Origin of the sequence: Amycolatopsis sp. NPDC049688 (assembly GCF_040674975.1) — a bacterium.
GTDB lineage: Bacteria > Actinomycetota > Actinomycetes > Mycobacteriales > Pseudonocardiaceae > Amycolatopsis.
Genome location: NZ_JBFANY010000016.1, coordinates 181308 through 207110 on the forward strand (window position 1 = coordinate 181308; position 25803 = coordinate 207110).

The 25803-nt window shown below is 68.8% G+C and carries 21 protein-coding genes and 1 tRNA gene; 11 read left to right on the plus strand and 11 right to left on the minus strand.

Features of this window, described 5'->3' with window-relative positions:
- Window positions 1-118 precede the first annotated feature (118 nt).
- From AB0J55_RS36660 to AB0J55_RS36675, 4 genes are read right to left on the minus strand one after another with little or no spacing between them, the layout of a single operon-like run.
- Window positions 119-3322 (minus strand): type I restriction endonuclease subunit R, encoded by a 3204-nt coding sequence (locus AB0J55_RS36660; protein WP_364259446.1) that lies wholly within the window; start codon window positions 3320-3322, stop codon window positions 119-121.
- Complete coding sequence (locus tag AB0J55_RS36665) at window positions 3323-4468, minus strand: restriction endonuclease subunit S (protein ID WP_364259449.1); 1146 nt, start codon at window positions 4466-4468, stop codon at window positions 3323-3325. It abuts the gene before it with no gap.
- Window positions 4461-6083 carry a class I SAM-dependent DNA methyltransferase gene (locus AB0J55_RS36670; RefSeq protein WP_364259452.1) on the minus strand — a complete coding sequence of 541 codons (1623 nt, stop codon included), beginning with the start codon at window positions 6081-6083 and terminating at the stop codon, window positions 4461-4463. Before AB0J55_RS36670 ends, AB0J55_RS36665 begins: the two co-directional genes overlap by 8 nt.
- Window positions 6004-7830, minus strand: a complete 1827-nt coding sequence (locus tag AB0J55_RS36675; protein ID WP_364259455.1) for a hypothetical protein — start codon at window positions 7828-7830, stop codon at window positions 6004-6006. The genes AB0J55_RS36670 and AB0J55_RS36675 overlap by 80 nt, the downstream gene beginning before the upstream one ends.
- A gap of 334 nt (window positions 7831-8164) precedes the next feature.
- Between AB0J55_RS36675 and AB0J55_RS36680 the strand changes: the two genes are divergently transcribed.
- Complete coding sequence (locus AB0J55_RS36680) at window positions 8165-9853, plus strand: DUF6119 family protein (RefSeq protein ID WP_364259458.1); 1689 nt, start codon at window positions 8165-8167, stop codon at window positions 9851-9853.
- Window positions 9854-10002: 149 nt separating this feature from the next.
- On the opposite strand, the gene AB0J55_RS36685 is transcribed toward AB0J55_RS36680, so the two are convergent.
- Window positions 10003-10075, minus strand: a tRNA-Arg gene (locus tag AB0J55_RS36685).
- 262 nt (window positions 10076-10337) lie between these two features.
- Between AB0J55_RS36685 and AB0J55_RS36690 the strand changes: the two genes are divergently transcribed.
- The 7 genes from AB0J55_RS36690 (at window position 10338) to AB0J55_RS36720 (ending at window position 17328) form a co-directional block, all read left to right on the plus strand.
- Window positions 10338-10991, plus strand: coding sequence for a response regulator transcription factor (locus tag AB0J55_RS36690; RefSeq protein ID WP_003087851.1), 654 nt, complete (start codon window positions 10338-10340; stop codon window positions 10989-10991).
- Window positions 10992-11600, plus strand: coding sequence for a TRIC cation channel family protein (locus AB0J55_RS36695; RefSeq protein ID WP_364259462.1), 609 nt, complete (start codon window positions 10992-10994; stop codon window positions 11598-11600).
- Window positions 11601-11666: 66 nt separating this feature from the next.
- A complete protein-coding gene (locus tag AB0J55_RS36700; protein WP_033263445.1) occupies window positions 11667-12359 on the plus strand; it encodes a response regulator transcription factor in 693 nt (230 codons plus the stop codon).
- Window positions 12356-13765, plus strand: coding sequence for a HAMP domain-containing sensor histidine kinase (locus AB0J55_RS36705; RefSeq protein ID WP_364259466.1), 1410 nt, complete (start codon window positions 12356-12358; stop codon window positions 13763-13765). The genes AB0J55_RS36700 and AB0J55_RS36705 overlap by 4 nt, the downstream gene beginning before the upstream one ends.
- Before the next feature lie 182 nt (window positions 13766-13947).
- Window positions 13948-14748 (plus strand): DeoR/GlpR family DNA-binding transcription regulator, encoded by an 801-nt coding sequence (locus AB0J55_RS36710; protein ID WP_033263444.1) that lies wholly within the window; start codon window positions 13948-13950, stop codon window positions 14746-14748.
- The gene (gene galT, locus AB0J55_RS36715) at window positions 14745-15827 is read left to right on the plus strand and encodes a galactose-1-phosphate uridylyltransferase (protein WP_364259470.1); all 1083 of its coding nucleotides are present in this window, start codon (window positions 14745-14747) and stop codon (window positions 15825-15827) included. Before AB0J55_RS36710 ends, galT begins: the two co-directional genes overlap by 4 nt.
- A 73-nt stretch (window positions 15828-15900) precedes the next feature.
- The gene (locus tag AB0J55_RS36720) at window positions 15901-17328 is read left to right on the plus strand and encodes a trypsin-like peptidase domain-containing protein (protein ID WP_364259472.1); all 1428 of its coding nucleotides are present in this window, start codon (window positions 15901-15903) and stop codon (window positions 17326-17328) included.
- A 137-nt stretch (window positions 17329-17465) separates the two neighbouring features.
- On the opposite strand, the gene AB0J55_RS36725 is transcribed toward AB0J55_RS36720, so the two are convergent.
- Genes AB0J55_RS36725 through AB0J55_RS36745 form a run of 5 tightly spaced genes read right to left on the minus strand, consistent with a single transcriptional unit; the run spans window position 17466 to window position 21058 of the window.
- Window positions 17466-17990, minus strand: a complete 525-nt coding sequence (locus AB0J55_RS36725) for a hypothetical protein (protein WP_364259475.1) — start codon at window positions 17988-17990, stop codon at window positions 17466-17468.
- Window positions 17987-19105 (minus strand): molybdopterin-dependent oxidoreductase, encoded by a 1119-nt coding sequence (locus tag AB0J55_RS36730; protein WP_364259478.1) that lies wholly within the window; start codon window positions 19103-19105, stop codon window positions 17987-17989. Before AB0J55_RS36730 ends, AB0J55_RS36725 begins: the two co-directional genes overlap by 4 nt.
- Entirely contained in the window at window positions 19102-19734 is a 633-nt protein-coding gene (locus AB0J55_RS36735; protein ID WP_364259481.1) for a class I SAM-dependent methyltransferase, read from the minus strand. The genes AB0J55_RS36730 and AB0J55_RS36735 overlap by 4 nt, the downstream gene beginning before the upstream one ends.
- The gene (locus tag AB0J55_RS36740; RefSeq protein ID WP_364259484.1) at window positions 19734-20417 is read right to left on the minus strand and encodes a DUF2064 domain-containing protein; all 684 of its coding nucleotides are present in this window, start codon (window positions 20415-20417) and stop codon (window positions 19734-19736) included. Before AB0J55_RS36740 ends, AB0J55_RS36735 begins: the two co-directional genes overlap by 1 nt.
- On the minus strand, window positions 20414-21058 hold the full coding sequence (locus tag AB0J55_RS36745) for a glycosyltransferase family 2 protein (RefSeq protein WP_364259575.1): 645 nt from the start codon (window positions 21056-21058) through the stop codon (window positions 20414-20416). Before AB0J55_RS36745 ends, AB0J55_RS36740 begins: the two co-directional genes overlap by 4 nt.
- A 159-nt stretch (window positions 21059-21217) precedes the next feature.
- Between AB0J55_RS36745 and AB0J55_RS36750 the strand changes: the two genes are divergently transcribed.
- Genes AB0J55_RS36750 through AB0J55_RS36760 form a run of 3 tightly spaced genes read left to right on the plus strand, consistent with a single transcriptional unit; the run spans window position 21218 to window position 24370 of the window.
- On the plus strand, window positions 21218-22612 hold the full coding sequence (locus tag AB0J55_RS36750; RefSeq protein ID WP_364259487.1) for a hypothetical protein: 1395 nt from the start codon (window positions 21218-21220) through the stop codon (window positions 22610-22612).
- A gap of 10 nt (window positions 22613-22622) precedes the next feature.
- A complete protein-coding gene (locus AB0J55_RS36755) occupies window positions 22623-23324 on the plus strand; it encodes a response regulator transcription factor (RefSeq protein ID WP_364259490.1) in 702 nt (233 codons plus the stop codon).
- Complete coding sequence (locus AB0J55_RS36760; protein WP_364259493.1) at window positions 23321-24370, plus strand: HAMP domain-containing sensor histidine kinase; 1050 nt, start codon at window positions 23321-23323, stop codon at window positions 24368-24370. Before AB0J55_RS36755 ends, AB0J55_RS36760 begins: the two co-directional genes overlap by 4 nt.
- 294 nt (window positions 24371-24664) lie before the next feature.
- Here the strand turns inward: AB0J55_RS36760 and AB0J55_RS36765 are convergent, their stop codons facing one another.
- On the minus strand, window positions 24665-25726 hold the full coding sequence (locus AB0J55_RS36765; RefSeq protein ID WP_364259496.1) for an NAD-dependent epimerase/dehydratase family protein: 1062 nt from the start codon (window positions 25724-25726) through the stop codon (window positions 24665-24667).
- Between the last annotated feature and the right edge of the window lie 77 nt (window positions 25727-25803).

Sequence of the window (25803 nt, forward strand, 5' to 3'; positions counted from 1 at the left end):
ATGATAGGCTCGCCGCCGTCCGGCAGCGCGTTGCCCGGGCCGCGTCGGGCGACGCACCGTCGATCGGATCTCTCCGTCAATCGTGCTTGCTGCCACTCAGGGTGTCAGGGAGCGCATATTAGCGACCCGACGCGCGCACCACCGCATCCCGCATCGCCATTGTCTCCATCTGCTCGATCACGAGCTTAATGGCTTCGGGCTGCTTGTCCGGCGGATATTTGTACTTGACCAGGAGTCGCTTAACTGACGACCGGAGTTTCGCGCGAACGTCGTCCCGGACGGTCCAGTCGGTCTTGACATCGCGGGTCATGACGCTGACGAGTTCGCGGGCGATCTGCGCAAGGATGTCCTCGCCCTGGAGATCGACGGCGGACTCGTTGCTGCTGACGGCGTCATAAAACGCGAGTTCGTCGGTGCCCAGAGGCGGCGAGAAGTGCTTCCCTCGGTCGGCTTCCGCGGCAACCTCCTTGGCCAATTCGATGAGCTCGGCGATGACCTCGGCGGAGGTCAGTTGCTGGTTGGTGTACCTCCGCATGAGTTCGGCGATGCGCTCGGAGAAGGCCCGCTGCCGCACGAGGTTATGCCGGGTGACACGGGTGGATTCCTCGTTGATCAGCGACCGCAGCGCCTCGATGGCCAGATGCGGGTTGTCGGCCCGCTGCGTCCTACGCTGGAATTCGGGTGTTAGGTCGGACAGCGACGGCTTCGGCATGCCCGCGGCCTCGTAGATGTCGACGATGCCTGTGGTGCCGGTAGATTCCGCGACGAGGGCGGTGAGCAGGCGCTCGATGTCCTCAGGCACGGGCTTTCCAGCGGCTTGGCGTTCCCGTGCATCGAACTTCGCCATCCACTTGCGGGTTTCCTCGAAGAACCCTGCTGCGGGGCGTAGCTCTGCCAATTGGTCCCTCCTGCCGGCACACAGAGCCCATGCGCGTGCGAGCTGGTTGCTGAGCCGGCGGAACCGGTCGCCGAGTGATTCTTCTCCTGGCTCGACCTGGTTGCCGGGTGTGTGAGGGGAGCGAAGATAGTTGGTGAGCCCCTTGACGGCGTAGACGAATCCGTTCTTGCCGCTGTCGGCCATGGTCTTGCGCCATGGGTACCCGGAGGATAGCTGTTCGAGCTGGCCGATCAACGTTTTGGTGAGCTCGACCGCTTCCTCGACAGTCTTGCCAACGGGCTTCTTCTCCTGGTCGGTCTCGGTGTATTCAGCGAGAGCCCTGCTGAGGTTGTCGGCAAGGGGAGCGTAGGCGACCAGCAGTCCATCTTCTTTGCCTCGGAAGGTGCGGTTGACGCGTGCGAGGGTCTGCATGAGCAGCGCGCCTTTGAGCGGCCGGTCGAGGTAGAGCGTGTGCAGCGGAGGTGAGTCGTAGCCGGTGAGCATCATGTTCTGGACGATCACTAGTTGCAGTTCGTCGTCGGGATTGCGCAGCCGCTCCTTGATGGTCTTGTTCTGGCTTTCCCGCCGCACGTGCTCGGAGATCGGGGGCTTGTCGGAGGCGTCACCGGAGTAGACGACCTTGATGACGCCCTTGTCGACGGCCTTGTCGTGCCAGCCGGACCGCAACGACGTGATCGCGGTGTAGAGCTTGGCGCAGATCTCCCGCGTGTTGCACACGATCATCGCCTTGCCCGGCCCAGAGATGAACTGCCGCATCGCTTCCGAGCGGGCTTCCCAGTGGTCGACGATGTCGGTGGCGAGGGTGGCGATGCGTTCGGGGGCGCCGTAGACGGTGTTGAGCTGGGCAACTGCCTGTTCGACCTTGGCGCGCTCGGCGTCGTCGAGTCCTGTGGTGGCTTCGTCGGCGGCCTGGTCCAGGGTCTCTTCTGAGACCTCCTCCGTCAGTCCGACCTTGATCAGCCGGGGTTCGAAGTAGACAGGAACGGTCGCGCCGTCCTCGACGGCCCGGCTGAGATCGTAGATGTCGATGTCGGTGCCGAAGACCTCGCGGGTGTTGCGGTCGGAGAACGAGATCGGAGTGCCTGTGAAGGCGATTAGCACCGCGTTCGGCAGTGCATCCTTGAGATGCCGGGCGTAGCCGTCGAGATCGTCGTAGTGGCTGCGGTGAGCCTCATCGGCGATGACGATGATGTTCCGGCGATCGGACAACCGCGGATGCTCGGCACCCGCGCGCTTCTCGGCTCTGCTGAGCCCGAACTTCTGCAGTGTCGTGAAGTAGATACCGCCAGTGGTGCGGTTGGTCAGCTCGTCGCGCAGCTGTGCGCGAGTGGTGACCTTGACGGGCTTCTCGTCGAGCAGTAGCGACCGGCTGAACGTGCCGAACAGCTGCCCATCGAGCTCCTTGCGGTCGGTGACAACCACGACGGTCGGGTTCTTCAGCGCGGGCTGGGTGCCGACGAGATGGGTGTAGAGCTCCATTACCATCGACTTGCCAGATCCCTGCGTGTGCCAGACGACGCCGGCCTTGCCGTTGCTGGTCGCCGCGTCGACTGTGGTTCCGATTGCCTTGGTGACTGCGAAGTACTGGTGCGGCTTGGCGATTCGCTTCTCGTAGCCGTCGGCGCCCTCGTCGAACGCGACGAAGTTGCGCTGCAACTGGAGGAACCGCTCGGCGTTGAACAATCCGTCGATGAGCACCTCAATCTCCAGCAGGGGCTGCCCATCGACCGTCTCGGCCTCGAAGTCGACAGGTTTGCCGTCGTCGTCGACGTTCCACGGCGAGAAGTGGTTCAACGGTGTGAACGGGGTCCCGTAGCGTGCGGCGATCCCGTCGCTGATCACTGTCAGCACCGCGAACCGGAACGCCATCGGAAACTCGCGCAGGTATGTACCGAGCTGCGCGTGCGCATCGTCGAGGTCTGCCTTCTCTGCCCCGGCCTGCTTGAGCTCGAAGATTGCGACCGGGAACCCGTTGAGAAAGCAGACAATGTCGAACCGCCGCTCATGCTCCAATGACTTCAGAGTCACCTGATTGACGGCCAGGAAATCGTTCTCCTCCGGCCGGTGGCTGACCAGTCGGATCGTGGGGGTCTGCTCGACCCCGTCCGAATCCACATAGCTGATCTTGCGATAGCCGTACACGAGCACGTCGTGTAACCGCTTGTTCTCGCTGATCGGGTCCTGCGATTCCGGTTGGACGATCTCCGCGAGCGCTTGCTCCAGGAACTCCGGTGGCACCTGCGGATTCAAGGCGCGCATCCGCCCCAGTGCACGATCCTTGAGTACCAGGTCGTCCCAGGAGGTGCGGCCGTTCTCCGCGCCGGGAGCGATCTTGGTGCCCGGCAGGTAACGCCACTCGTTCTCGGCCAGGTAGTCGCAGGTCAGCTGCTCCCACTGGGCTTCGCTGAACCCGATCCGCGACATCTACACGACCTCCTCGACTACCTTATCGGCGTCCCGAACTCGAATCTTCCCCGACATCAACAGCGAGAGCAGTTCGTCGCGGGTGGTGGATAGCTTCTGGTTTTCTTGGTGCAACGAGTGGAACCGATTGATGAACGTGCGCTGGAGTTCTCCTTGTTTCCGTTGGGTTTCGGGGTTTGCGAGCGGGACGACGAGTGATCGTGCGTCCTGGAGGTTGATGTACGGAGCCATGTCGCTCTTGTGCATGCGGTTGGCTGTTTGAAGTTCGAGATCGCGGCTTCGGAACCACGCGGCGAGGTATCCCCAGTCGAGAGCATCGTGATCGACGACGCGGAAGTAACACAACTGAGGGCTGTAGACTACCGGTTCCAAGTGCGCCGGAACGACAGCCACGCGGCCGACCGTGCCCTTAGTGGTAAGGACGATGTCGTAGGGCTCGGACTTCTTCTTCCCGATTTGCCGTTCATAATCGTGAGACACGAAGTCAGATCCCTCTGGAAGGATTCGGCCGTCACGGACGTCTCCGGCGCGGAGAATACGGAGCCCCGACTCACCGTGTTCGTCACGCTTAGTCCGGTAGCCATCGCTCATGAGGAGATGGCCGCGGATAACGAGCTCTCCGATTGTTGTCGCCGTCGCGGATGGGCCCCTCAATCCATTCGCGAAGTGGGCGTCTCCGAGCTTGATCAGCAACGATGCAGCCTTGTCGTTGGCGGAGATCTTTTCGTCGAGTGCCCCCAGTACCTCGGCAATTTTCCGCTGCTCTGGAATTGACGGAAGTGTTACTGGTAGTGCATAAAAATCAGCGCGCGTAGTCGACGGAATGGCAGATCCGGATCCAAGTCCGTTGATATCGGTGTTGCGAAGCGCATAGTAGGCCCAGGTTGGATCTACCGAGTTGTCATGGTTTAGGTAATAGGCGGTATCAATGACCCAAAATGGACCTTTTGCAAAGTGTACACCTCGGTAGGCCCCCTTTCTGCCTATGATGACCCTGGGGCCTACTCCCATCTCTTGATCGGTGAATCCTATTGGTCCATTTGTTCCAAATACCTCGACCGGTCTATGGCTGTCTTTTGAATAAGTGCGTAATGCTTTGCCGTATTCTAAAGTTGCAATCTTGCCCCAAGTTGTTGCTTTACCCATCGATCCGCTCCAACTGCTCGCGCACGACCTTCTCCAGCCTGGCGGACTCATCGAACGCCTCTAGTAATTCCTTGGTGAGCTGCGCGATCTTCTCCTCGACGGGTTCTCCGTCGTCCTCGAGCTGAGGTGCTCCGACGTAGCGTCCCGGCGTGAGCGCGTAGTCGGCGGCCTTGATCTCGGCGAGGTTTGCGGATTTGCAGAAGCCGGGCACGTCCTCATAGGTGAGGCCCTTGCGTACGGCGGAATGGGTGCCGCGCCAGGCGTGGTAGGTGTCGCCGATCTTCACAATGTCTTCATTGGACAATGCGCGTTCGGCGCGGTCGACCATGTAGCCCATCTCGCGGGCGTCGATGAACAGCACCTCGCCGCGGCGGTCGACTCCGGCGTAGTCGCCCTTGTTCTTGTCCTTGGCGAAGAACCAGACGCACACTGGGATTCCGGTACTGCGGAACAGCTGCGTGGGCAGGGCAACCATACAGGACACGAGGTCGGCTTCGACGATTTGCGCGCGGATTACGCCCTCGCTGTTGGAGTTCGACGACATCGAGCCGTTGGCCATCACGACGCCGGCCTCGCCCTTAGGCTTGAGTTTGGAGATGATGTGCTGGATCCAGGCGTAGTTGGCGTTGTTCGCCGGGGGAATGCCGAACCTCCAGCGCGGGTCGTCCTCGTTGCGGGTCCAGTCTTTGATGTTGAACGGAGGGTTCGCCATCACGTAGTCCATCCGAACGTCCGCGTGCTGGTCACGGGCGAACGTGTCGCCCCAGCGGGAGCCGAGCCCGGAATGGTCGATGCCATGGATGGCGAGGTTCATCTTGGCCATACGCCAGGTTTCCTCGTTGGCTTCTTGGCCGTAGATCGCGACCTGCTTCGGGTCGCCGTCGTGTTCGTAGATGAACTTCTCAGTCTGGACGAACATGCCCCCTGAACCGCAGCATGGGTCGTAGACTCGACCTCGGTTGGGCTCGAGGACCTCGACTATTGTCCGGACCACGCTGGGCGGAGTGAAGAACTCGCCTCCGCGCTTGCCTTCTGCTCGAGCGAAGTTGCCGAGGAAGTACTCGTAGACCTCACCCATCAGGTCGCGGGCGCGATGCTCGCCCTGGCGAGAGAAGCGTGCGCTGTTGAACAGGTCGACCAGCTCGCCAAGGCGGCGCTGGTCGATGTTGTCCTTGTTGTAAAGACGCGGGAGCGTGCCTTGCAGCGTCGGGTTCTCCTTCATGACCAGTGACATCGCCTCGTCGATGAGCTGGCCGATCGGCTTGGGGTTCTCGTCGGCGAACAGGGTGCCCTTCGCGTTCTCCGCGAGGTACGACCACTGGGCGGCCTCAGGTACGACGAACACGCCGTAGCCCTGGTATTCCTCGGGGTCATCGATGAGGTCAGAGATCTGGTCCTCGTCGTAGCCTTCGGCTGCGAGTTCGGCGCGGATGGCCTCCCGGCGTTCGTCATAGGCGTCCGAGACATATTTGAGGAACACCAGACCGAGAATCACGTCCTTGTACTGGCTGGCCGACAGTGAACCGCGCAGCTTGTCAGCGGCCTTCCAGAGCGTGTCCTTGAGTTCCTTCATCGTCGACGGCGCCGACGGTTCCGTCTTCTTGCGGGGAGGCATCCTCGTTCCTTCTTCCTCGGTTATAGCTTCGGTCGGCGATGGTGAGGGCACCCTCAGCGACCGCGTCGATTAGACACCCGGTCAGATCCCGGAGCGCATCCAGCCGGTCGTGCAGCTGGGCTTCGTAGGTGGTGGCCGCGGCGAGCGCGTCGTCAAGCTCGCGGAGGTTGTGCGTCAGCTGCGGAACGTTCCACGACAAAGGGTCACCCGCTTGTTCCGGCAGTCGGTTGATGATCGCGGCCAGCGTATGCGGGCCGACCCCGGCGCCGCGGGCCAACCGGATGATTCGAGCCGGAGCGCACAGCAGCGCTCCACCGATCGGGTCTACCCAGGCCGCCGGCCGCTTCTGGGATTGGTACACGACGTCGCCGGGTTCGGTGCGGGTCGCGTGCTGGTGGCGCTGCGCGGCGTCGATCGCGTCCAGACGAATGCCGGTCGGGCCGGTGCCGTCTACCACGTGCACTGTGCCCAGCGGGTCGTGGTCGTCCTGGTCGTAGCGCCGGCCGCGTTTGATCGAGAGCAAACGCTGTGTTTTTAGTTGCCCCAGCGACGACCAAGCGACAGAGATGTGAGCAGCGGTGGACGAAACGTGGACGTCGAATCCTGGGACCGGCTCGGCGGTACGCTGGGTCACGGCCGTGACACGGTCGCGATGGTCGGCCGGTTCGGTCGTGACCAGCCGTACCGCCTTCGTGCCTTGTGGGACGACCGCTTGCTTGGCCAGGACCGCTCTGCGCTCGCGCAGTCGGGCGTAGCGGAAGGCACGTGAGGTGTCGTCGTTGAGGGCGGCCACGACATCCGAGGCGACGTCGTCGGGCTCCAGATCGTCGAGTTTGTCGATGTCAGTGACCCGCAGTGGCGCGTCGGTGTGGCCGACGCATACCCAGAGACCGAGCGCCTGGCGGTGCGCTTCCTTCCAGAGGCCACGGGGGAGGCGTGCGGCGAAGACGAGTGTTCCCCGGCGTACGAGTTCAGCGCGTTCCTTCTCCGCGTCGCCGCTCAACTCGTCGCACAAGAGGGACGCCGGACCGAGGATAAGCGCCACCGATTGGCCAGCGAGACCGTCGATCACATACTCGATCTCGCCGAAAACGGCGCCGGGGTTCGACCCGACCACGGACCGCAGATGGACGCTCGGCCCCGGAGGCTCGTCAGCACCTGTCTCGATGCCGCGGATCATCGCGCGCCGCAGCAGTCCGCGGGTGTTGGCGGCCTGCTCGGACTCGGGAACGACCAGTTCCATGAACTCGGTTCCCAGCGCGAGCGCGAGTTGGTGAGACCCGCCGGCGTGTACTAGGGGCACCCTAGTGGGGCTGAGGTTGCGCGCACACCCCACGGCGACCGTGCGAATGAGGTCGATAGCGATGTCAGTGAGTTCGCGGGTGGGCCTCTGGCGGGCGGTCCGGCTGCATTCCAGCCGGTCCAGTGCTTCTGTCGGGCCTCGAGACGCTTCCGCGAGATCGTCAACGTACCGAGCGTTCGGCCTAACATCCGACATGGCTCGAACTTCCCTGAGCAGATAGCCGTCGTCCGGGTCGATCTCCTCGGCCATGTCAACGAGGTCGTCGTGCTCGAGCTCGCCGAGTTCCTCTCCCGTGGCCGAACGCAGGCACAGTAACGTCACGAGGTCTTCCAGCGACGCACCGTCAGGCGTGCTCCACGCAGGGGCGTCGAGGTCAGCATCGGGGTTGTTGCCGCGTCCGGTTTCGCGCAGCCACTCGACGATCTCGTTGCGACGAAACCGCACCGGGGCGGTGTCATCGATTGGAGCAGGAAACGGGACGTATCGGCCGCGTGCTTTCGGGCGAGTACGCCACGCACTCACCACGGGACGCTGGACACCGGCAAGGACGGCTATGTCGCCCAGCGTGAGCGATGCCTCCCTATCCGTCACTATCGGTCTCCCTCCAGGTGTCGCAAGCTTAGACCACCGAGTCGATACGTCGAGTCCCGCATTGATAACCCAGCTTATCGGAAAAATGCTCGCGTCAGTGGTCGATGGCTGTCACCGTCGACGACGGTTCCGACCTTCCCCGTCAGCCCGGAGACCTGACTCCGGACGCGGAACCGTGGAGAATCTCATGGCACCCAGGACCTCAAAGCACACGCTCTACCGACTGGTCGGTGTAGCAGGCACGTCGGATGGATTGTTGCAAGCCGTCGACGACGAGTTGTTCGACGAGATCAGCGGTTCCTTTGAGGTGCCGCCCGCGTTCACCGCACTCGGCGTTGAGGCGTTGGCGGTGACCGGTGCTGCGCTGAAGGACGAAGCCGACTGGTGTGAGGAATTCCGGCGCACGACCGGGCTCGACTGTTCTCAGCCAAGCTGGCGGGGATGCGGCCTACTGCTGCTCGCCGTCGACGGCGAGGTCTACGCGATCGGCTATGGCCAGGGCTTCCGGCTACTTCAGGATCGGTTCAAGGACAAGAGCTTCGGCTTGGCGTTCGCGCTGCGCGCCGTCGATCCGAACACGGTCCACGGAATCCGGTCGCGGGTGCTGGGCCGGGGCCGGACCGACATCACGATGGTCTCCGGCGGTGCGCCGGTGGGCAGCCTCGGGATTCGCGAGTTCCAGCGGATCGTCGACAAGGTGGCCGGAGAGATCTGTGGTGTTGAGCTAACAGGTGTGCTGCACGGCAAAGGAAAACTGGTCAAGGTCGGCGGTGGCCTTGGGCTCGAACTGCCGTTGGGGGTGGACCCGAAGGAACTGCTTGCCGACATCCGTGAGGTTTCCCGTGTGTGCCGTGAAGTACGGCCGCACCCGGCGCTTGAGTTCGTCGAACACGTGGTGCCGGTGAGCTGTCCGGCTCTGTTGGAGCAACTCGACACGATTCTCGATGAGGGGCTCAGCGACCCCGGGTGCTTGCAGATCACCCCGACGATCCCTTATGACCTCACGGAGGAGTGTACGTCCGCCCGCCAATGGCGCGTGAGGATCGGTGGTGACGGCTGGCACGAGTCCGACGAGTTCGATTTCGGCTATGTGCTGGCCCGAGCGAATGCCCACCGGACGGGGCGCCGCGTCTGGGCGCTGCGGGAGAAGGGTGAGGTTGAGTTGTTCCGATGGCCCGGGGGGCGATATGTCGACAGGTTGGCCAAGGTGAAGGCGATCCGGTTCCTGGAAGCCAACGTGTCGCTTGGGCCCCGGTGGTTCTACCTTACCGACGGCACGTGGTACGAGCTTGGCGAGAAGTACCAGCCTGAGATCGTTCGGACCGTCACCCGCGTGATCAACCCGGACGCTTTGAGGCTGCCGGCATGGCGGCCGCACCAGGACGAGGCTGCCTACAACTACAGTGTCCCAAGCGAACTCCCCGCGGAGGGCTATCTGTGTCTGGACCGCAGGAACGTGAGTAACCCGTTGAAGTCACGCGATTTCCTTGAAGTTTGCGATCTGCTGGCCCCGGATGACACGTTGATCATGGTCAAGCGCGCGCACGGGTCGAGCGCCCTCAGTCACCTCTTCTATCAAGGGCTGGTAGCGGTGCAGATGCTGCAGAACAGTGCCCAGGTCCGGAAACGGTTCGCTGACAAGGTTACCGAGGTCAGCAAGGGCAGCGTCAGCGTCCCGGAGAACTTCGTGCCAAAGCGTGTCGTGTTCGCAATCCTGCTCAAGAACGGCGAACAGCTCACGTCCGACACCCTTTTCGCGTTCTCACAGGTCGCGCTTGCGCAGACGGTAAAGCTGCTCGAAGAGTGGGGCGTGCGGGTCGAGGTCATCGGGATCGAGGCCGAGACAACGCAAGGTGTAGGGGTCGAGGCCGCGTGACTGCTCGCGGAATAGTCTTAAGACGTCCGGGCCTGGGGCAGGCCGGAACCTGCCCCAGGTTTGCTTCAGTTCGAAGGGGTCGAGCGACAGTCTTGAGGTCGATCGAGTAGTTCGATCGCACCGATCAGAACGCGTGTCGATTGTAAAGGTGCCCCCGGCAGGATTCGAACCTGCGACACCCGCTTTAGGAGAGCGGTGCTCTATCCCCTGAGCTACGAGGGCCTGCTACTACCAGCCTCAGCTTAGCGGGCCTCACCCACACCGGGCACCTGGGGCGACCCGACGGACGTCGTCACCCAGGTGAGTGGTTCTCGTCGGCGGCCGGCACGGCTGATACACCCAGCCGGACGGGGCACCGTACCTGACCTGGACGGACCAGTGCGTCACCTGGTCGTGTCTGGTTTCGAACTGCTGAACAACAGTAGGTAACCTTCGTTAACGGGATGCGGGGAGCCGCCTCCACCGGCTGTTGCGGAGGGCTTCGTTGATCAAGCTCATGTTCGCCGACGACGAGGAACTGGTGCGCTCGGGGCTGCGCGCGATGATGTCCGGGGCTCAGGACATCGAGATCGTGGGCGAGGCCAGCGACGGCAGATCCGCGGTGGAGGTCGCGCGGCGGTACCACCCCGATGTTGCCCTGCTCGACATCAAGATGCGGGCTCCCGATGACGGCATCCGCGCCCTGCGGGCCATCCTCGCCCTCCCCGATCCGCCCACCGTTGCCATGCTGACCACCTTCGACATCGACGAGTACGTCAGCCTTGCGCTCCGGCTCGGGGCCAACGGCTTCCTGCTCAAGGACATCGATCCCGCCGCGCTGCTCAGGGCCGTCAGGGACCTGGCCCGCGGTGGTGCCGTGCTGGATCCGGGTGTTGCCGCGCGGATGGTTCAGTCGCATCGGGACGAACAACGCGCTGCTCAGCCCGCCCGCAAGCTGCTCGCCTCGCTGTCCGAACGCGAACGTGAGGTTGTCGCGCTGATCGGCCAAGGCCTCTCCAACGCCGAGATCGGGGGGCGGCTTCACCTCTCCGAAGCCACCGTCAAGGGGTACGTCTCCGCGGTGCTCTCCAAGATCGGTGCTGCCAACCGGGTGCAGGCCGCGCTGCTGGCCTACCGGGGTGGCCTGCTCGACCAGTAAATGCTGCTCACGGCGCTGGAGTTCCTCGGGCTCGTCGCCTTCGCCGCGTCCGGGGCGCTCGCCGCCGTGCGGGCGCGGCTCGATGTCTTCGGCGTTGTCGTCGTCGGGCTCACCACCGCTCTCGGCGGCGGTGTCATTCGGGACGTCCTGCTCGGCATCCACCCGCCCACCACGCTGCGGAACTGGCCCTACCTCGCCGTCTGCGCCGGGACTGCCCTGATCGTGTTCGTCTTTCACCCGCAGGTGGCGCGGCTGCGGCGGGGCGTTCTGCTCGCGGACGCGCTCGGGCTCGGGGTCTTCGCCACCGCCGGGACGACCATTGCCCTCAACGCCGGCGCCACCGTCTACGCCGCGTGTCTGATCGGGATGACCACCGGCATCGGCGGCGGGGCCGTGCGCGATCTGCTGCTCCGGGAAATCCCGCTCGTCCTGCGGAAGGAGATCTACGCCGTGGCCGCGCTGGCCGGCTCGGTGCTCGTCGCCGCCGGTCACGCTCTGCGACTTCCGGCCGGGCCGGTGACCCTCGTCGCCGCCGCTGTCGTCGTCTCCGTCAGGATGGTCGCGCTCTGGCGGCACTGGAACGCGCCGGTCGCGCGCGGTCCCGAGTGAGAAATCCTTTGTTAGTTCTGTGTGTGTTCTTAGGCGGGTCTCAGCACGCTGCGTAAAACTGTCGCCATGCGCATCCTTGTGGTGGACGACGACCGCGCCGTCCGTGAGTCGCTCCGGCGGTCCCTGGAGTTCAACGGTTACCAGGTCCAGCTGGCCAGCGACGGTGCGCAGGCGCTGGAAGCGATCATCGCCGACCGGCCGGACGCGATGGTCCTGGACGTCATGATGCCCCGGCTCGACGGCCTGGAGGTGGCCCGCCGCCTGCGCAGCACCGGCGACGACCTGCCGATCCTCGTCCTCACCGCCCGCGACACCGTCTCCGACCGGGTGTCCGGCCTGGACGCCGGCGCCGACGACTACCTGCCGAAGCCCTTCGCGCTCGAAGAACTGCTCGCCCGGCTGCGGGCGCTGCTGCGCCGCGCTGCCCCCGACGCTCAGAACGGCCAGGCGTCCGAGGTCCTGTCCTTCGCGGACCTGACGCTGGACCCCGGCACGCGGGAGGTCCGCCGCGGCGGCCGCGAGATCAGCCTCACCCGGACCGAGTTCGCCCTGCTGGAACTGTTCCTTTCCTACCCGAAGCACGTCCTCACGCGGGGCCGGATCCTGGAGGAAGTATGGGGATACGACTTCCCGACGTCGGGCAACGCGCTGGAGGTCTACGTCGGCTATTTGCGCCGCAAGACGGAGGCCGAGGGGGAGCCGAGGCTGATCCACACGGTGCGGGGAGTGGGGTACGTCCTGCGGGAAACCCCGCCGTGACCGAACCCGGCGACCCCCGCGGCACGCGCTGGGGAGCCCGCCGGTTCTCGCTGCGCGGCCGGGTGACGCTGCTCGCCGCCGCCTGTGTCGCCGGCGCCGTCGCGCTGGTGTCGATCGGCGCGTACATGGTCGTGCGCAGCAACCTCTACCAGCAGCTCGACGACAGCCTGATGGCCCGCGCGCAGGCGGCGGCCGACTCGCCGCAGGTGCAGACCCAGCTGCGGCAGGTCCCCGGCGCCTTCCTGGCCAGCGCCGACCTGCAGATCGGGCAGCTCACCGCGGCGCCCGACGTGCAGCACGCCGTGATGACGTACCCGTTGTCGAGCTCGCCGCCGCCGTTCGGGCAGAGCGAGCTGGCCGTCGCCAACGGTGATTCGGCGGAGTCGCTGCGGACGGACTTCCGCACCGACAGCCGCGTGGTCGCGCTGCCCACCGGGCACGGCGAGGCCATCGTGCTGGCGCAGTCGATGGGCCCGACCAAGCGCACGCTGAACGAGCTCGCGCTGGTGCTGTTCCTGATCGGCGGTGCCGGCATCCTGGTCGCCGCCGCGGCGGGCACCGCGGTCGCGCGCACCGGCCTGCGCCCGGTCGACCGGCTGACGTCGGCCGCCGAGCGTGTCGCCAGGACCGGCGACCTGCGGCCGATCCCGGTCAGCGGCGACGACGAGCTGGCGCGCCTCACCCAGACCTTCAACACCATGCTCGGCACGGTCGCGGACTCGCAGGAACGCCAGCGCCAGCTGGTCGCGGACGCCGGCCACGAGCTGCGGACCCCGCTGACGTCGCTGCGCACCAACCTCGAGCTGCTGCTCGCCGCGAGCAAGCCGGGCGCGCCGCCGCTGCCGGACGAGGACCGCGTCGACATCATCGCGGACATCAGCGGCCAGCTCGACGAGCTGACGCAGCTCATCGGCGACCTGGTCGAGCTCGCCCGCCAGGACGAGCCGCGTGAGCGGTTCGAGCGCGTCGAGCTGCTGGAGGTCGTCGAGCGCGCGCTCGACCGGGCGCGGCGCCGCGCGGGCGAGATCAACTTCGACGTCTCGCTGCAGCCGTGGGTGCTCACCGGCGACAACAGTTCGCTCGAACGGGCGGTGCTGAACCTGCTCGACAACGCCGTGAAGTTCTCGCCGCCCGACGCGACGGTCTGGGTGCGGCTGTACCCGCTCGGCGACGGCACGGCCGTCGTCGAGGTCGCCGACGCCGGGCCGGGCATCGCCGACGAGGACCTGCCCAAGGTGTTCGACCGCTTCTACCGCTCGTCGGAGGCGCGGACGCTGCCCGGCTCGGGCCTCGGCCTGGCGATCGTGAAGCACGCGGCCGAGCGGCACGGCGGGGCCGTGTACGCCTCGCGGGCGCCCGAAGGCGGCGCGCTGATGACGATCCGGCTGCCGGGGGCGCCCGGCTGAGACCCGAGCCCCGGCAGCCAGCTGTTGCCACTTTGCGTTGTCCGTGATGATGTTGTTCAACTCGGTTGCCGCGCTCCCGCCCTGACCTGTCGTTTCGAAGTTCACCCGTCTCCGTCCTGCGGATCCCGTGTTGAATCGTGTAGGATTTTGTGTAGTTGGCTTGACGGGGACGGAGTTGAACGGTGCTGGCGCGTCAGCGACAGGCGGTGATCCTGGAAGAGGCACGCCGGACCGGGGCGGTCCGGGTCAGTGACCTGGTGACCAGGCTGGGCGTGTCCGACATGACGGTGCGCCGCGACCTCGACGTCCTCGCCGGGCGCGGGCTCGTCGAGAAGGTGTACGGCGGCGCCACCTCGGTCGTCGGCAAGAGCACCGACGAACCGGGGTTCGAGGCCAAGTCCGTCCGCCAGCGCGCGCAGAAGGAAGCCATCGCCGAGCTCGCCGCGACGCTCGTCCGGCCCGGCACCGCGATCGGCATCTCGGCCGGCACCACCACGTGGACGCTGGCGCGGGCGCTCGACGCCATCCCCGGCCTCACCATCGTGACCAACTCGATCCAGGTCGCGGACGTCCTCCGCGGGTCGACGCAGCCGGACCGCACGGTCGTGCTCACCGGCGGGGTGCGGACGCCGTCGGACGCGCTGGTCGGGCCGGTCGCCGTGCACAGCCTGCGGTCGCTGCACCTGGACGTCGTCTTCCTCGGGGTGCACGGGATGGCCGACGGCCCGGGGTTCACGACCCCGAACCTCACCGAGAGCGAGACCGACCGCGCGCTGGTCGAAGCCGGGCGCAAGCTGGTCGTGCTCGCCGACCACACCAAGTGGGGCACCGTCGGGATCTCCACGATCGCCGACCTCGACGAGGCCGACGTCGTCGTCACCGACGACGGCCTGCCCGACGAAGCCAAGGAAGTTCTCGCCGAACGGGCGGGAGAACTCATGATCGCCGAGACGGCGGAGACGGACGAGGCCCAAGAAGCGTGAAGCGCACCGTACGACACCTGGCCGACGGCCGGGAGATCATCTACTTCGACCAGCCCGGCGCGCCCGATCGCGTCGCCGAGGACACCCGCGACCTGCCGCCGGTCTCGGCCGCGTCCGAGATCCGGCTGGACCCGCTGACCGGTGAGTGGGTCGCGATGGCCGCGCACCGCCAGACGCGGACCTACAAGCCGCCTGCCGACCTGTGCCCGCTCTGCCCGAGCAAGCCCGGCAAGCCGAGCGAAATCCCGGAAAGCGATTACGACGTCGTCGTCTTCGAGAACCGATTCCCGTCCTTCGCCGAGGACGTCGTCGGCGAGCCGTCCACTGTGGATGGTTTCGGGCTGGTGCCGGTGCGGCCCGGCCGTGGCCGCTGCGAGGTCGTCTGCTTCACCAGCGACCACGACGGGTCATTCGCCCAGCTGAGCGCGAAGCAGGTGCGGGCCGTGGTGGACGCGTGGGCGGACCGCACGGCCGGGCTCTCCGCGGTCCCCGGCGTCGAGCAGGTCTTCCCGTTCGAGAACCGCGGCGAGGAAATCGGCGTCACGCTGTCGCACCCGCACGGGCAGATCTACGGCTACCCGTTCGTCACCCCGAAGACCGAGCGAATGCTCGACGTGGCCCGGGCCTACCAGGCCGAACACGGGCGTCCGGTGCTCGGTGACGTGCTCGCGGCCGAGCGCAAGTCCGGCGCGCGCGTGGTGACGTCCGGCGAGCACTGGACGGCGTACGTGCCGCCGGCGGCGCGCTGGCCGGTCCAGGTCCAGATCGTGCCGCACCGGCAGGTCCCGGACATCCCCGCGCTGACCGACGCCGAGCGCGACGACTTCGCCGAGGTCTACCTCGACGTGCTGCGCCGCTGCGACGCGCTGTACGACCGGCCGCTGCCGTACATCGCGGCGTGGCACCAGGCGCCGGTGCGCCGCGACCGGGAGCTCGGCTGGCTGCACCTGGAGCTGTTCTCCGTCCTGCGGGCGAAGGACAAGCTGAAGTACCTGGCGGGGTCCGAATCGGGCATGGCGGTGTGGATCAACGACGCGACGCCGGAGCAGATCGCGGAACGGCTCCGCGCGGCGGGCTGATCACGGCCATACTCATCTCCGATGCACAGGTTCGGCTCAGGAACCTCTCAGGACCATCGCGCAAGGTGAGGACATGACCGAGAACGACCCCAGCGCACACGACCCCGCGGCGCCGAGGCACCCCGAGACCGGCCAGCAGCCGGCCCAGGGCGGTTGGGCGGGGAACCCGTACGGTGAGCAGGCCCAGCCCGAGTCCGGCGGTGCGCCGCAGTATTCGGAGCCGTCCTACCACGCGGTGACCGGGGCCGATCCGTCATCGTCGGCGTACGGCGCGCAGAACGCGAACCCCTGGTCCGCCCAGGGCGCGCAGCTGCCGTCCGGGCAGACGCAGCAGAGCGTCTACCCGCCGCCGAACCCGTACGGCCAGCCCGGCACGTCGGTGTACAACGCGCCGGCGGCACCGCAGCCCAAGCGGTCCAGCGGGAAGCTGCTCGCCGGGGTCGCGCTGGTCGCGCTGCTGGTCGGCGGCATCGCGGGCGGGGCGGTCGGGTACCTCACCGGCGGGACGTCGGGCCCGGCCAGCAACGCCCTCGACGCGCCGAAGCCGGCCCAGCAGACCGGCAACGCGCCCGCCGGCTCGGTCGAGGCCGTCGCGCAGAAGCTGTCGCCGAGCGTCGTCGAGCTGCAGGTCAGCGGCCAGCAGGGGGCGGGCGAGGGCTCCGGGTTCGTCATCAGCACCGACGGCTACATCCTGACCAACAACCACGTCGTCGAGGTCGCTGCGAACGGCGGCCAGATCCAGGCGGTGTTCCAGGACGGCAAGAAGGCCGCCGCCAAGGTCGTCGGCCGTGACCCGACGACCGACATCGCGGTCGTCAAGGTCAGCGGCGTCGCCAACCTGACTCCGGTGGAGCTCGGCCGGTCCGACGACCTGCGCGTCGGCCAGTCGGTGGTCGCCATCGGCTCGCCGTTCGAGCTGGCCGGCACGGTCACCTCGGGCATCGTCAGCTCGCTGCACCGCCCGGTGCGCGCCGGCGGCAGCAGCGGCGACCAGACCACGGTGATGGACGCGGTCCAGACCGACGCGGCGATCAACCCGGGCAACTCGGGTGGCCCGCTGGCGAACATGGCCGGCCAGGTCATCGGCATCAACTCGGCGATCTACAGCCCGCAGTCGGCATCCGGCGGCCAGGGCCAGGGCGGCTCCGAAGGCGGCAACGTCGGCATCGGCTTCGCCATCCCGATCGACCAGGCGCGGCGCACGGCGGACACGATCATCAAGACCGGCCAGGCGGTGCAGACCTACATCGGCGCCCAGGTGAAGGACGCCCCGCAGGGCGGGGCCGAGCTCGGCGCCATCACCGCGGGCAGTCCGGCGGAGAAGGCCGGCCTGAAGGCGGGCGACATCGTCACCAAGATCGACGACCGCACGATCGACTCGGCCGACACGCTGGTCGCGGCGGTCCGCACCCGGGCCCCGGACGAGAAGGCGACGTTCACGCTGTCCGACGGCCGCACGGTCGAGGTGACGCTCGGCGGCCAGCCCGTCCAGCCCAACTGATCAGTTCAGACGCTCGGCCGCCGTGGTGCGGCCGAGACCAACTTCGGCTCGACCCCCGTATCCGGGGCCGGACCCACTAGGCCACGCGCGACCAGGCACTCGATGCCGGTCGCGCGTGGCCGCATTTGTGCCGCGGGTCAGGAACCGGGACGGTCGGCCGGCGTGCCTGGAGGGTCGGATGGCGTGCTGGCCGGGGCATCTTGCGTGACTGGAGGGGCATCTCGCGTGATTGGAGGGGCATCACGCGTGATTGGGGGGACGACTCGGCGGGTCAGGGCGGTCAGGACCACCGCCAGCCAGACTGCGGCCAGGGTGAGGGCCAGGCCGAGGGCGGGGTTGCCGTCGTGGAGGCCGGGCATCGGCGGGGTGCCGTACGGGCGCCAGAGCAGCGGGAACGCCACCATCGTCAGCACGGCGGTGATGACCGTGCCGGTGATGACCGGGGCCTTCCAGCGGGGCGGGAGGAGCCGGGCCAGGACGAGGCCCAGGACCGCCGTCAGCGGGGCGACGACGGCGTCGTTCAGGATCGGGCCGCCGACGATCCAGCCCACCGTGCCGTAGACGTCCGGACGCAGCGGCAGCGCGTACTCGGCGAACAGCACCACACCCCACGCCAGCGCCGCGAGACCCGGCAGCGCGAGGAGCACCCGAGCGGTCTTCACAGCACCTCCAGCTTCGTGACCCACTTCGTCTGCAGCACGCCGGGCCGGTTGGGGGCGATGATCCGGCAGGGGAAGCCGTGGTCGGGGGCGAGGACCTCGCCGTTCAGCTCCAGGGCCAGCAACGTCAGCTCGTCGGCCGTGTGCTCGCCGGGGAGCACGCTGACGCCGTAGAGCCCGCCACGCTCCGAAGAGGACACCCGGATCGCCGTGCCGGGTGCCGCGCCGACTGCCTTCAGGAGCGTGGGCAGGGAGATCCCGCGCCAGGTCGCCGACTGGCTCCAGCCCTCCACGCACGCGATCGGCAGCTCCGCCGACGTTTGCGGCAGGGCGCGCAGCTCGTCGAGCGAGAACATGGTCGTGCCGCGTGGACTTACCACCGAGAGCCGCCAGGAAGGCGACCACGTGATCCCCGCGGCCGCCGCCGTGCGGTTCACCGGCAGGTTCTGGGTGCCCTTGCCCGTCTTCCAGGAGAGACCGGACACGCCCCGCAGGAACGGAACGGTCGCGCCGGCGGTGGCCACGACCGCGACGCCGGTGGCGAGCCCGGTCGTCACGAGGAAGCCGCGGCGGGACAGCCCCTCGGCCGGTGGTTCCCCGGCGGTGGTGGTCCGGGTCAGGGCCCGGCGGATCACCGGCAGCTTCACCGCGACGTGCACCAGGATCGATCCGATCGCCAGCCACGCGACCGCGTAGTGCACCTGCGGGAAGTAGAAGCCCCACGGGTAGTTCTGCGCGACGTTCAGCAGCCCGGTGGTCAGCTCGAAGAACGCGGCACCGGACAGCACCAGGATCGACAGCCGCTCCAGGGCGTGCGGCAGCGAGCGGACGAGCGGCCGGCCGAACAGCTTCGGGTAGACGCTCCACAGTTTCGCCAGCAGCAACGGAACCGACGCCACGCCGCAGATCACGTGCAGCCCCTGGGTGACGCGGTAGAGCCCGGCCGGGCGGCTGGGCCACCAGAACCACGCCGGCGGGTGCTGGATCAGGTGGCTGATCAGGCCCGTCACGAAACACGTGGTGAACGTGATCGCGAGCGCCAGGCCGATCTTCGACGTCACGCGCTCGTGGTGCGCCGGGGCCCGGAACTGCTCTTCCTTCGGGATCGGAAGCTTCACAGGTGCTCCAACCGTGCGAACCAGCGCTGCCCGCGCCGGACGGTCCAGCTGACACGCAGCCCGGCGCGCACGGCGACCTCCGCGATCGCGTCCACCCCGACCCAGGCCCAGGTGAACCAGGCGACGTCGGCGTGGCCGGGCCGGAGCCGGACGCGTTCGTGCCGCAGGCCGCGGCCGGGCGGTTCCAGCTCGACGAGGACGTCGCCGTCGGCGGCGATCAGCCGGGCCGTGCGCCGCAACAGCGCGGCCGGGTCGCCGCCGATGCCGATGTTGCCGTCCGCGAGCAGGGCGTGCCGCCACCGGCCTTCCCCGGGCAGGCGGTCGAAGATGTTGCGCTGCAACGCACTTCCGCCGCGACGCCGGGTCAGCGCGACGGCCGTGCGCGAGCTGTCCACGCCCAGTGCGACGACCCCGCGCCCGGCCAGCGCCGCGGTGAGCCGGCCGGGGCCGCAGCCCAGGTCGACGGTCGGGCCGGAGCAGGCGTCGAGCAGGACGTCGTCGCCTTCGGACGGCTCGGTCCAGCGCTCGACCGGCAGCTCGACCCGCTCGCCGTTCGCCAGCTCGAGCCAGCAGCGCTGGCCGAGCAGCCCGCGGTCGAACTCGTGGCCGGTGATAGCCGGGGCCGTCATCACGCGACCACCCGTCCGCCGACCGCCGCGACGGCGCGGGCGAACCGGCTCCCCGGGCACGCCGCCGAGACCGAGCGGGCCTCGGCCATGGTGTCCACATCGGACAGCCGAGCCGCTCCGGTCGGCCGCAGCCCGCACGCGACGAGCGCCTGCAACGTCCGGATCCCGGTGTCGTCGCGGGACATCGGGACGTCCGCGAGGACCTGGGCGTGCCGCGGCTCGGCGAGTCCCAGCGCCCACCAGCCGCCGTCGACGGCCGGGCCGAGCACCGAGTCGTGGTCGCCGTGCCGGACCGGTGCGGCCGCCGCGGCGAGGGACTCCGGCGTGACCTGCGGTGTGTCCATGCCGATCTGGAGGACCGGCAGACCGGGGTGCGCCGCGGCGGCATCCGCGTGCGCGTTGGCCAGCCGGGCGCCGAAGTCCCGGCCGCGCTGCGGGAGGACGAAGGCGCGCCGCAGCGCCGCACCTATTTCGGTCGACCGGGCGGCCGCGCCGAGGTCACCGGTCATCGCCACGACGGGCACGGCACCAGGCACCGCGCAGACGGCGTCGAGCGTGTCCAGCAGCGCCGCCGCGGCGATCTCCGCCGCTTCGGCCGGCGTCGCGGGCGGGCAGAGCCGGGTCTTGGCCAGTCCCGGGACCGGCGCCTTGGCCACCACCAGCAGGACGAACGGACGCGTCATCGGGCCAGCACCCGCCCGAAGTCGCGGACCGCGCGCAGCGTGCCCCGCGCCGAACCGGACACCTTCGATTTCGTGCCCTTGGCGCGCTCGCCGTAGCGGACGTCGAACTCGCGGACCTGCCACCCCGCGCGCTGGGCCTTGATCAGCAGCTCCAGGGGGTAGCCGAACGCGCGGTCGGCGACGCCCAGGCGGAGCAGCGCCCGCCGGTCCGCGGCCCGCAGGGGCGCGATGTCGCGGACCGGCAGCCCACGGCTGCGCAACAGCAGCGCCAGCACGGCGTTGCCCGCTCGCGCGTGCCACGGCCACACCCCGGGCCCCGTCGGCACCCGGCGCCCGACAGCCAGGTCCGCGGACTGCTCGACCGCGCGCACCAGCTGTGGCAGGTCGGCGAGGTCCAGCGACCCGTCGGCGTCGGCGAAGCACACGATGTCGGCGGTGGCGGCTTCCAGCCCCGCGTGCACGGCCGCGCCGTAGCCGCGACGCGGTTCGTGGACGACCTTCGCGCCGAGGGAGGCCGCCACTTCGGGTGAGCCGTCGGCCGAACCGTTGTCGACCACGATCGCGCGGTAGGTCGGCGGCAGCCCGGCCAGCACGCCGGGCAGGGCCGCCGCTTCGTCGAGGCAGGGCAGGACGACGTCCACTTCTGAGTCAGTCACGGCGCCGACCGTAGGACCGCCCGGAACGCCGGAGAACCCTTGCGACGCTTACCGAATCATGACATCCGGTGAGTTCTTACCGCGTCGTTACGGCTGCCGTTCCGGGGGCGCGGGCGGCCGGCGGCGGACCTAGGGTGGGCGGCGATGAGCGAGCCGAACCCGGCAGCCCGGCTCGCCGAGCCGCCTGCCCGCGAACCAGCAGCCCCGGTCTCCGGCCGCCGCGCCGACCTCCTCGCCGTGGCGGCCGCCGCGGTGCTCGTGGCCGCGGCCACCGCGGTCGGTCTCTACTACAACCGGCCGAACTCGGGCGTGGTCATCTTCGTGTCCGCGCCCCCGCTGTTCGCCGACTGGCTGCCGCACGTCGGCCCGGGCTCGGTGTTCGCCGTGCTCGTCGCGGTCGCGGTGGTGCTCCACGGCCCGGTGCTGGCGGCCCGCCTGCCGTGGCGCGGCGCGCTCGCCGCCGGCTACTTCGCCTCGCTCGCCTGGATCTTCTCACTGGCCATGGTCGACGGCTGGGCTCGCGGGTTCGCCGGTCACCTCACCATCCCGCAGGAGTACCTCCACGAGGTGCCCGGGATCACCGACATCCCGCGGATGCTGCGGGAGTTCTCCTCCCGCATCCTCGACTTCCAGCCGCACTCGTGGACGACGCATGTGTCCGGGCACCCGCCGGGCGCGACGCTCGTCTTCGTCTGGCTGGACCGGCTCGGCCTGCACGGCGGCGCGTGGGCGGCCACGGCCGTCGTGCTCGCCGGCAGCCTGGTCGCGGTGGCCGTGCCGGCCACGGTCGCCCTGCTCGGCCGGCCCGAGGCGGCCCGCGAGGTGCTGCCGTTCGCCGTCCTCACCCCCGGCGCGGTGTGGATCGGCGTGTCCGCGGACGGCCTGTTCGCCGGGGTGACCGCCACCGGGCTGGCCCTGCTCGCGCTGTCCGCCAAGGGGTTCGCCCACGGCCGCCGGTACGCCGTTCCGGCCGGGCTGGCTGCCGGCGTTCTGCTCGGCTTCGGCATCTTCCTGTCCTACGGCCTGGTGCTGCTCGGCCTGCTCGCGCTGGCCGTCGCCGTCCTCGGCCGGCAGTGGCGGGCGGCGGCGCTCGCGATCGCCGCGGCCTTGGCCGTCGTCGGCGTCTTCGCCTGGGCCGGCTTCTGGTGGCTCGACGGCTACCACCTGGTCGTCGAGCGCTACTACCAGGGTGTGGCGCTGGTCCGGCCGTACTCGTACTGGGTGTGGGCCGACCTCGCGGCGGTGGCCGTCGCCCTCGGTCCCGCGGTGGTGGCCGCCATCCGCCGCGGGCTCGGGTCCTCATCCCGTTCGCTGCTCACCGATCCAGTGCTCCTGCTCGGCGTCGCCGCCTTGGCCGCCATTCTGTTCGCCGACGTCTCGGGCCTGTCGAAGGCCGAGACCGAACGAATCTGGCTACCGTTCGGGGTGTGGCTGCTGCCGATGACGGCACTGCTGCCGCGGCCCGGGCGCCGGTGGTGGCTGGCCGCGCAGGCGGTGACGGCCCTGGCCGTCAACCACCTGCTGCTGACGGGCTGGTGAGGGAGACGTGATGGACGATCAGGCCGGGCGGGTGCTCGTGGTCGACGACGACGAGACGGTCCGCGACGTCGTCCGCCGCTACCTCGAGGTGGCCGGGTTCACCGTCGACATGGCCGGCGACGGCGCCGAAGGGCTGGCGAAGTTCGCCGCCCACGAGCCCGATCTGGTCGTCCTCGACGTCATGATGCCGGGGATCAACGGCCTCGAGGTGTGCCGGCGGCTGCGCCAGGTCAGCCAGGTGCCGATCGTCATGCTCACCGCCCTCGGCGAGGAGGAGAACCGCATCGCCGGGCTCCAGCTCGGCGCCGACGACTACGTGACGAAACCCTTCAGCCCCAAGGAACTCGCGCTTCGCGTGGCGTCGGTGCTGCGCCGCGCCCGGATGCCCCGCCCGGAGCCGGCCGCCGCGGAGCTCGTGGACGGCGACCTGCGCCTGCAGATGAAGGCCCGGACCGCGACCCTCGGCGGCCGCGAACTGCCGCTCACCACCCGGGAGTTCGACCTGCTGGCGTTCTTCCTCGCCCACCCGGGCGTCGCCTACTCGCGCGCGGACCTGCTCGAGAAGGTGTGGAGCTGGGACTTCGGCGACCAGTCCACAGTGACCGTCCACGTGCGACGGCTCCGCGAGAAGATCGAGCGCAACCCGGCCAAGCCGACCCGGGTGGCGACCGTGTGGGGTGTCGGCTACCGCTACGACCGGGAGCAGCCGTGATCGGCTCGGGCGAATCCGTCGCGGAGATGCTGACGCATCTCTGGCACATCCTGCCGTTCGCGCTGCTGTTCTCGCTGCCGGTCGCGGCGCTGGGTGGCGTGGCACTGTACGTCCTGCGCCGCGGTTCCCTGGCCACCACGCTGACCGTGCTGGTGCTGATCCCGGTGCTCGCCACGCTGGTCGGCGTCCTGGGCATCAGCGGGTTCATGTTCACCCCGGCGCTGACCACGATGCTGCTGGTCTGCCTGCTCGTCGCGCTGGTCACCGTGCCCGCGGCCATCATCCTCGGCCGGGCCATCGCCCGCCGCAGCGTGTGGGAACGGGAGGCGCGCGAGCGGGAACGCGCCGCCGAGGCGTCGCGGCGCGAGCTGGTCGCGTGGATCAGCCACGACCTGCGCAGCCCGTTGGCCGGCATCCAGGCGATGGCCGAGGCACTGGCCGACGGCGTGGTGTCCGAACGCGACGAGGTCGCGGACTACGCCCAGCGGATCAGCGGCGAGACCAAGCGGCTGTCCGCGATGGTCGGCGACCTGTTCGAGCTCTCGCGGATCACCGCCGGCGCCCTCGAGCTCACGATGTCCGCGGTGCCGCTGCGGGACGTGGTGAGCGACGCCGTCGCCGCCCAGGCCCCGGTCGCCCAGCGGAAGCGGGTGCGTGTGCTCGCCAGGGCGTCGACCTGGCCGGTGGTGACCGGCAGCGACCCGGAACTGGCCCGGATCGTGCGGAACCTGGTGTCCAACGCGATCCGGCACACCCCACCGGACGGGACGGTCGCCGTGCAGATCGGCGTCGACGGCGATGAGGCATTGCTCGCGGTCGACGACTCCTGCGGTGGTATTCCGGACGACGAGATCACGCGGGTGTTCGACGTTGCTTTCCGCGGGACGCAGGCGCGGACGCCGGAGCGGGGTGGGACCACCAGTGGTGGCGGGCTCGGTTTGGCCATTGCCAAGGGGCTGGTCGAGGCGCATCGCGGGCGGATCGGGGTGCACAACCACGGGCCGGGGTGCCGGTTCGAGGTGCGCCTGCCGCTCGCGATGCCTTAGACGCGGGGCGGTGGCGCGGCTCGCTTGGTCGGCTGGCGGGTGGGGTTGGCTGGGCTCCGGTGGTGGCGGGGCTGGTTGGCGTTGTGGCTGCGGTGGCCTCGGTTGCGCGGGCAGCGGGGTTCGGCGAGGGCTGACTGGGGCTCCGGTGGCTTTGAGTCCGGTCGCTGGGAGTGGCCGCGGCGACCTTGTCGGCGCGGCCGGTGGGGGTTGACTGGCTCGGGTAGTTGCGGGGCTGGTTGGCGGAGGTGGCTGCCGGGCGGTTCGGGGTTCGCGCCGGCGAGCTCTGCCCGCCTGTCAAAGCGAGACCGGTTCCCGGAGTTCGGCCGTGGCGAAGTCTGCGATGCCCTTTGCGAAGCCGACGTCCGCGGTGAAGCCGAGCAGGTCGCGGGCGCGGGTGGGGTCGGCCACCACGTGGCGGACGTCGGCCGGGCGGGCGCCGCCGACGATCTGCGGTGCCGGGCCGTTGCAGGCCCGGGACAGCTCCTCGGCCAGGTCGCCCACCGTGTGGGGGGTGCCGGAGCAGATGTTCAGTGGGGTGATGTCGCCTGCCGGGGCTTCCGTGTGGAGGGCCAGGACGTTGGCCCGTGCGACGTCGTGGACGTGGATGAAGTCGCGCTGCTGGCGGCCGTCCTCCAGGACGCGGGGTGCCTCGCCTCGCACCAGCGACGAACGGAAGAGCGAGGCCACTCCGGCGTACGGCGTGTTCTGGGGCATCCGCGGGCCGTAGACGTTGTGGTAGCGCATCGCCCACACGGTGCCGCCCGTCTGGCGGGCCCAGGCGCCGGCCAGGTGCTCCTGCGCCAGCTTCGTCGCCGCGTACGTGCTGCGGGGGTTCAGCGGTGCGTCCTCGGGGACCAGCTGCCAGCTCAGCTCCGCCTCGCAGGACGGGCACCGCGGCTCGAACCGGCCGGCGTCCACATCGGACCGGCGGCGCGGTGACGGCGGCACCACGTCGTGGTCCGGGCACGTGTACCGGCCTTCGCCGTAGACGACCATCGAGGACGCCAGCACCAGCTTGCGCACGCCGGCCGCGTGCATGCCGGCCAGGAGCACCGCCGTGCCGTAGTCGTTGTTCAGGGCGTACGACGGTGCGTCCGACGGGTCGATGCCGTGCCCGACCACCGCCGCCTGGTGGCAGACCGCGTCAGCGCCGTCCAGCAGCTCCGCGACGAGCTCGGTGTCGGTGACGTCGCCGCGCAGGAACCGGTGCCTGCCCGTGTACGGCGGTGGGGTGCGGGACCCGTGGGCCGTGGGGAGGAGGTTGTCCAGCACCACGACTTCGTCGCCGTCGTTGGCGAGGAGGTCGGCGATGTGTGACCCGATGAACCCGGCTCCGCCGGTGACCAGTACGCGCACACCGGCCACGCTAGGGGTGCCCGCCCGGCTGCGCCGGAGACCGCGCCCGCACGTCACGGAATCGTCAGAACTCACCC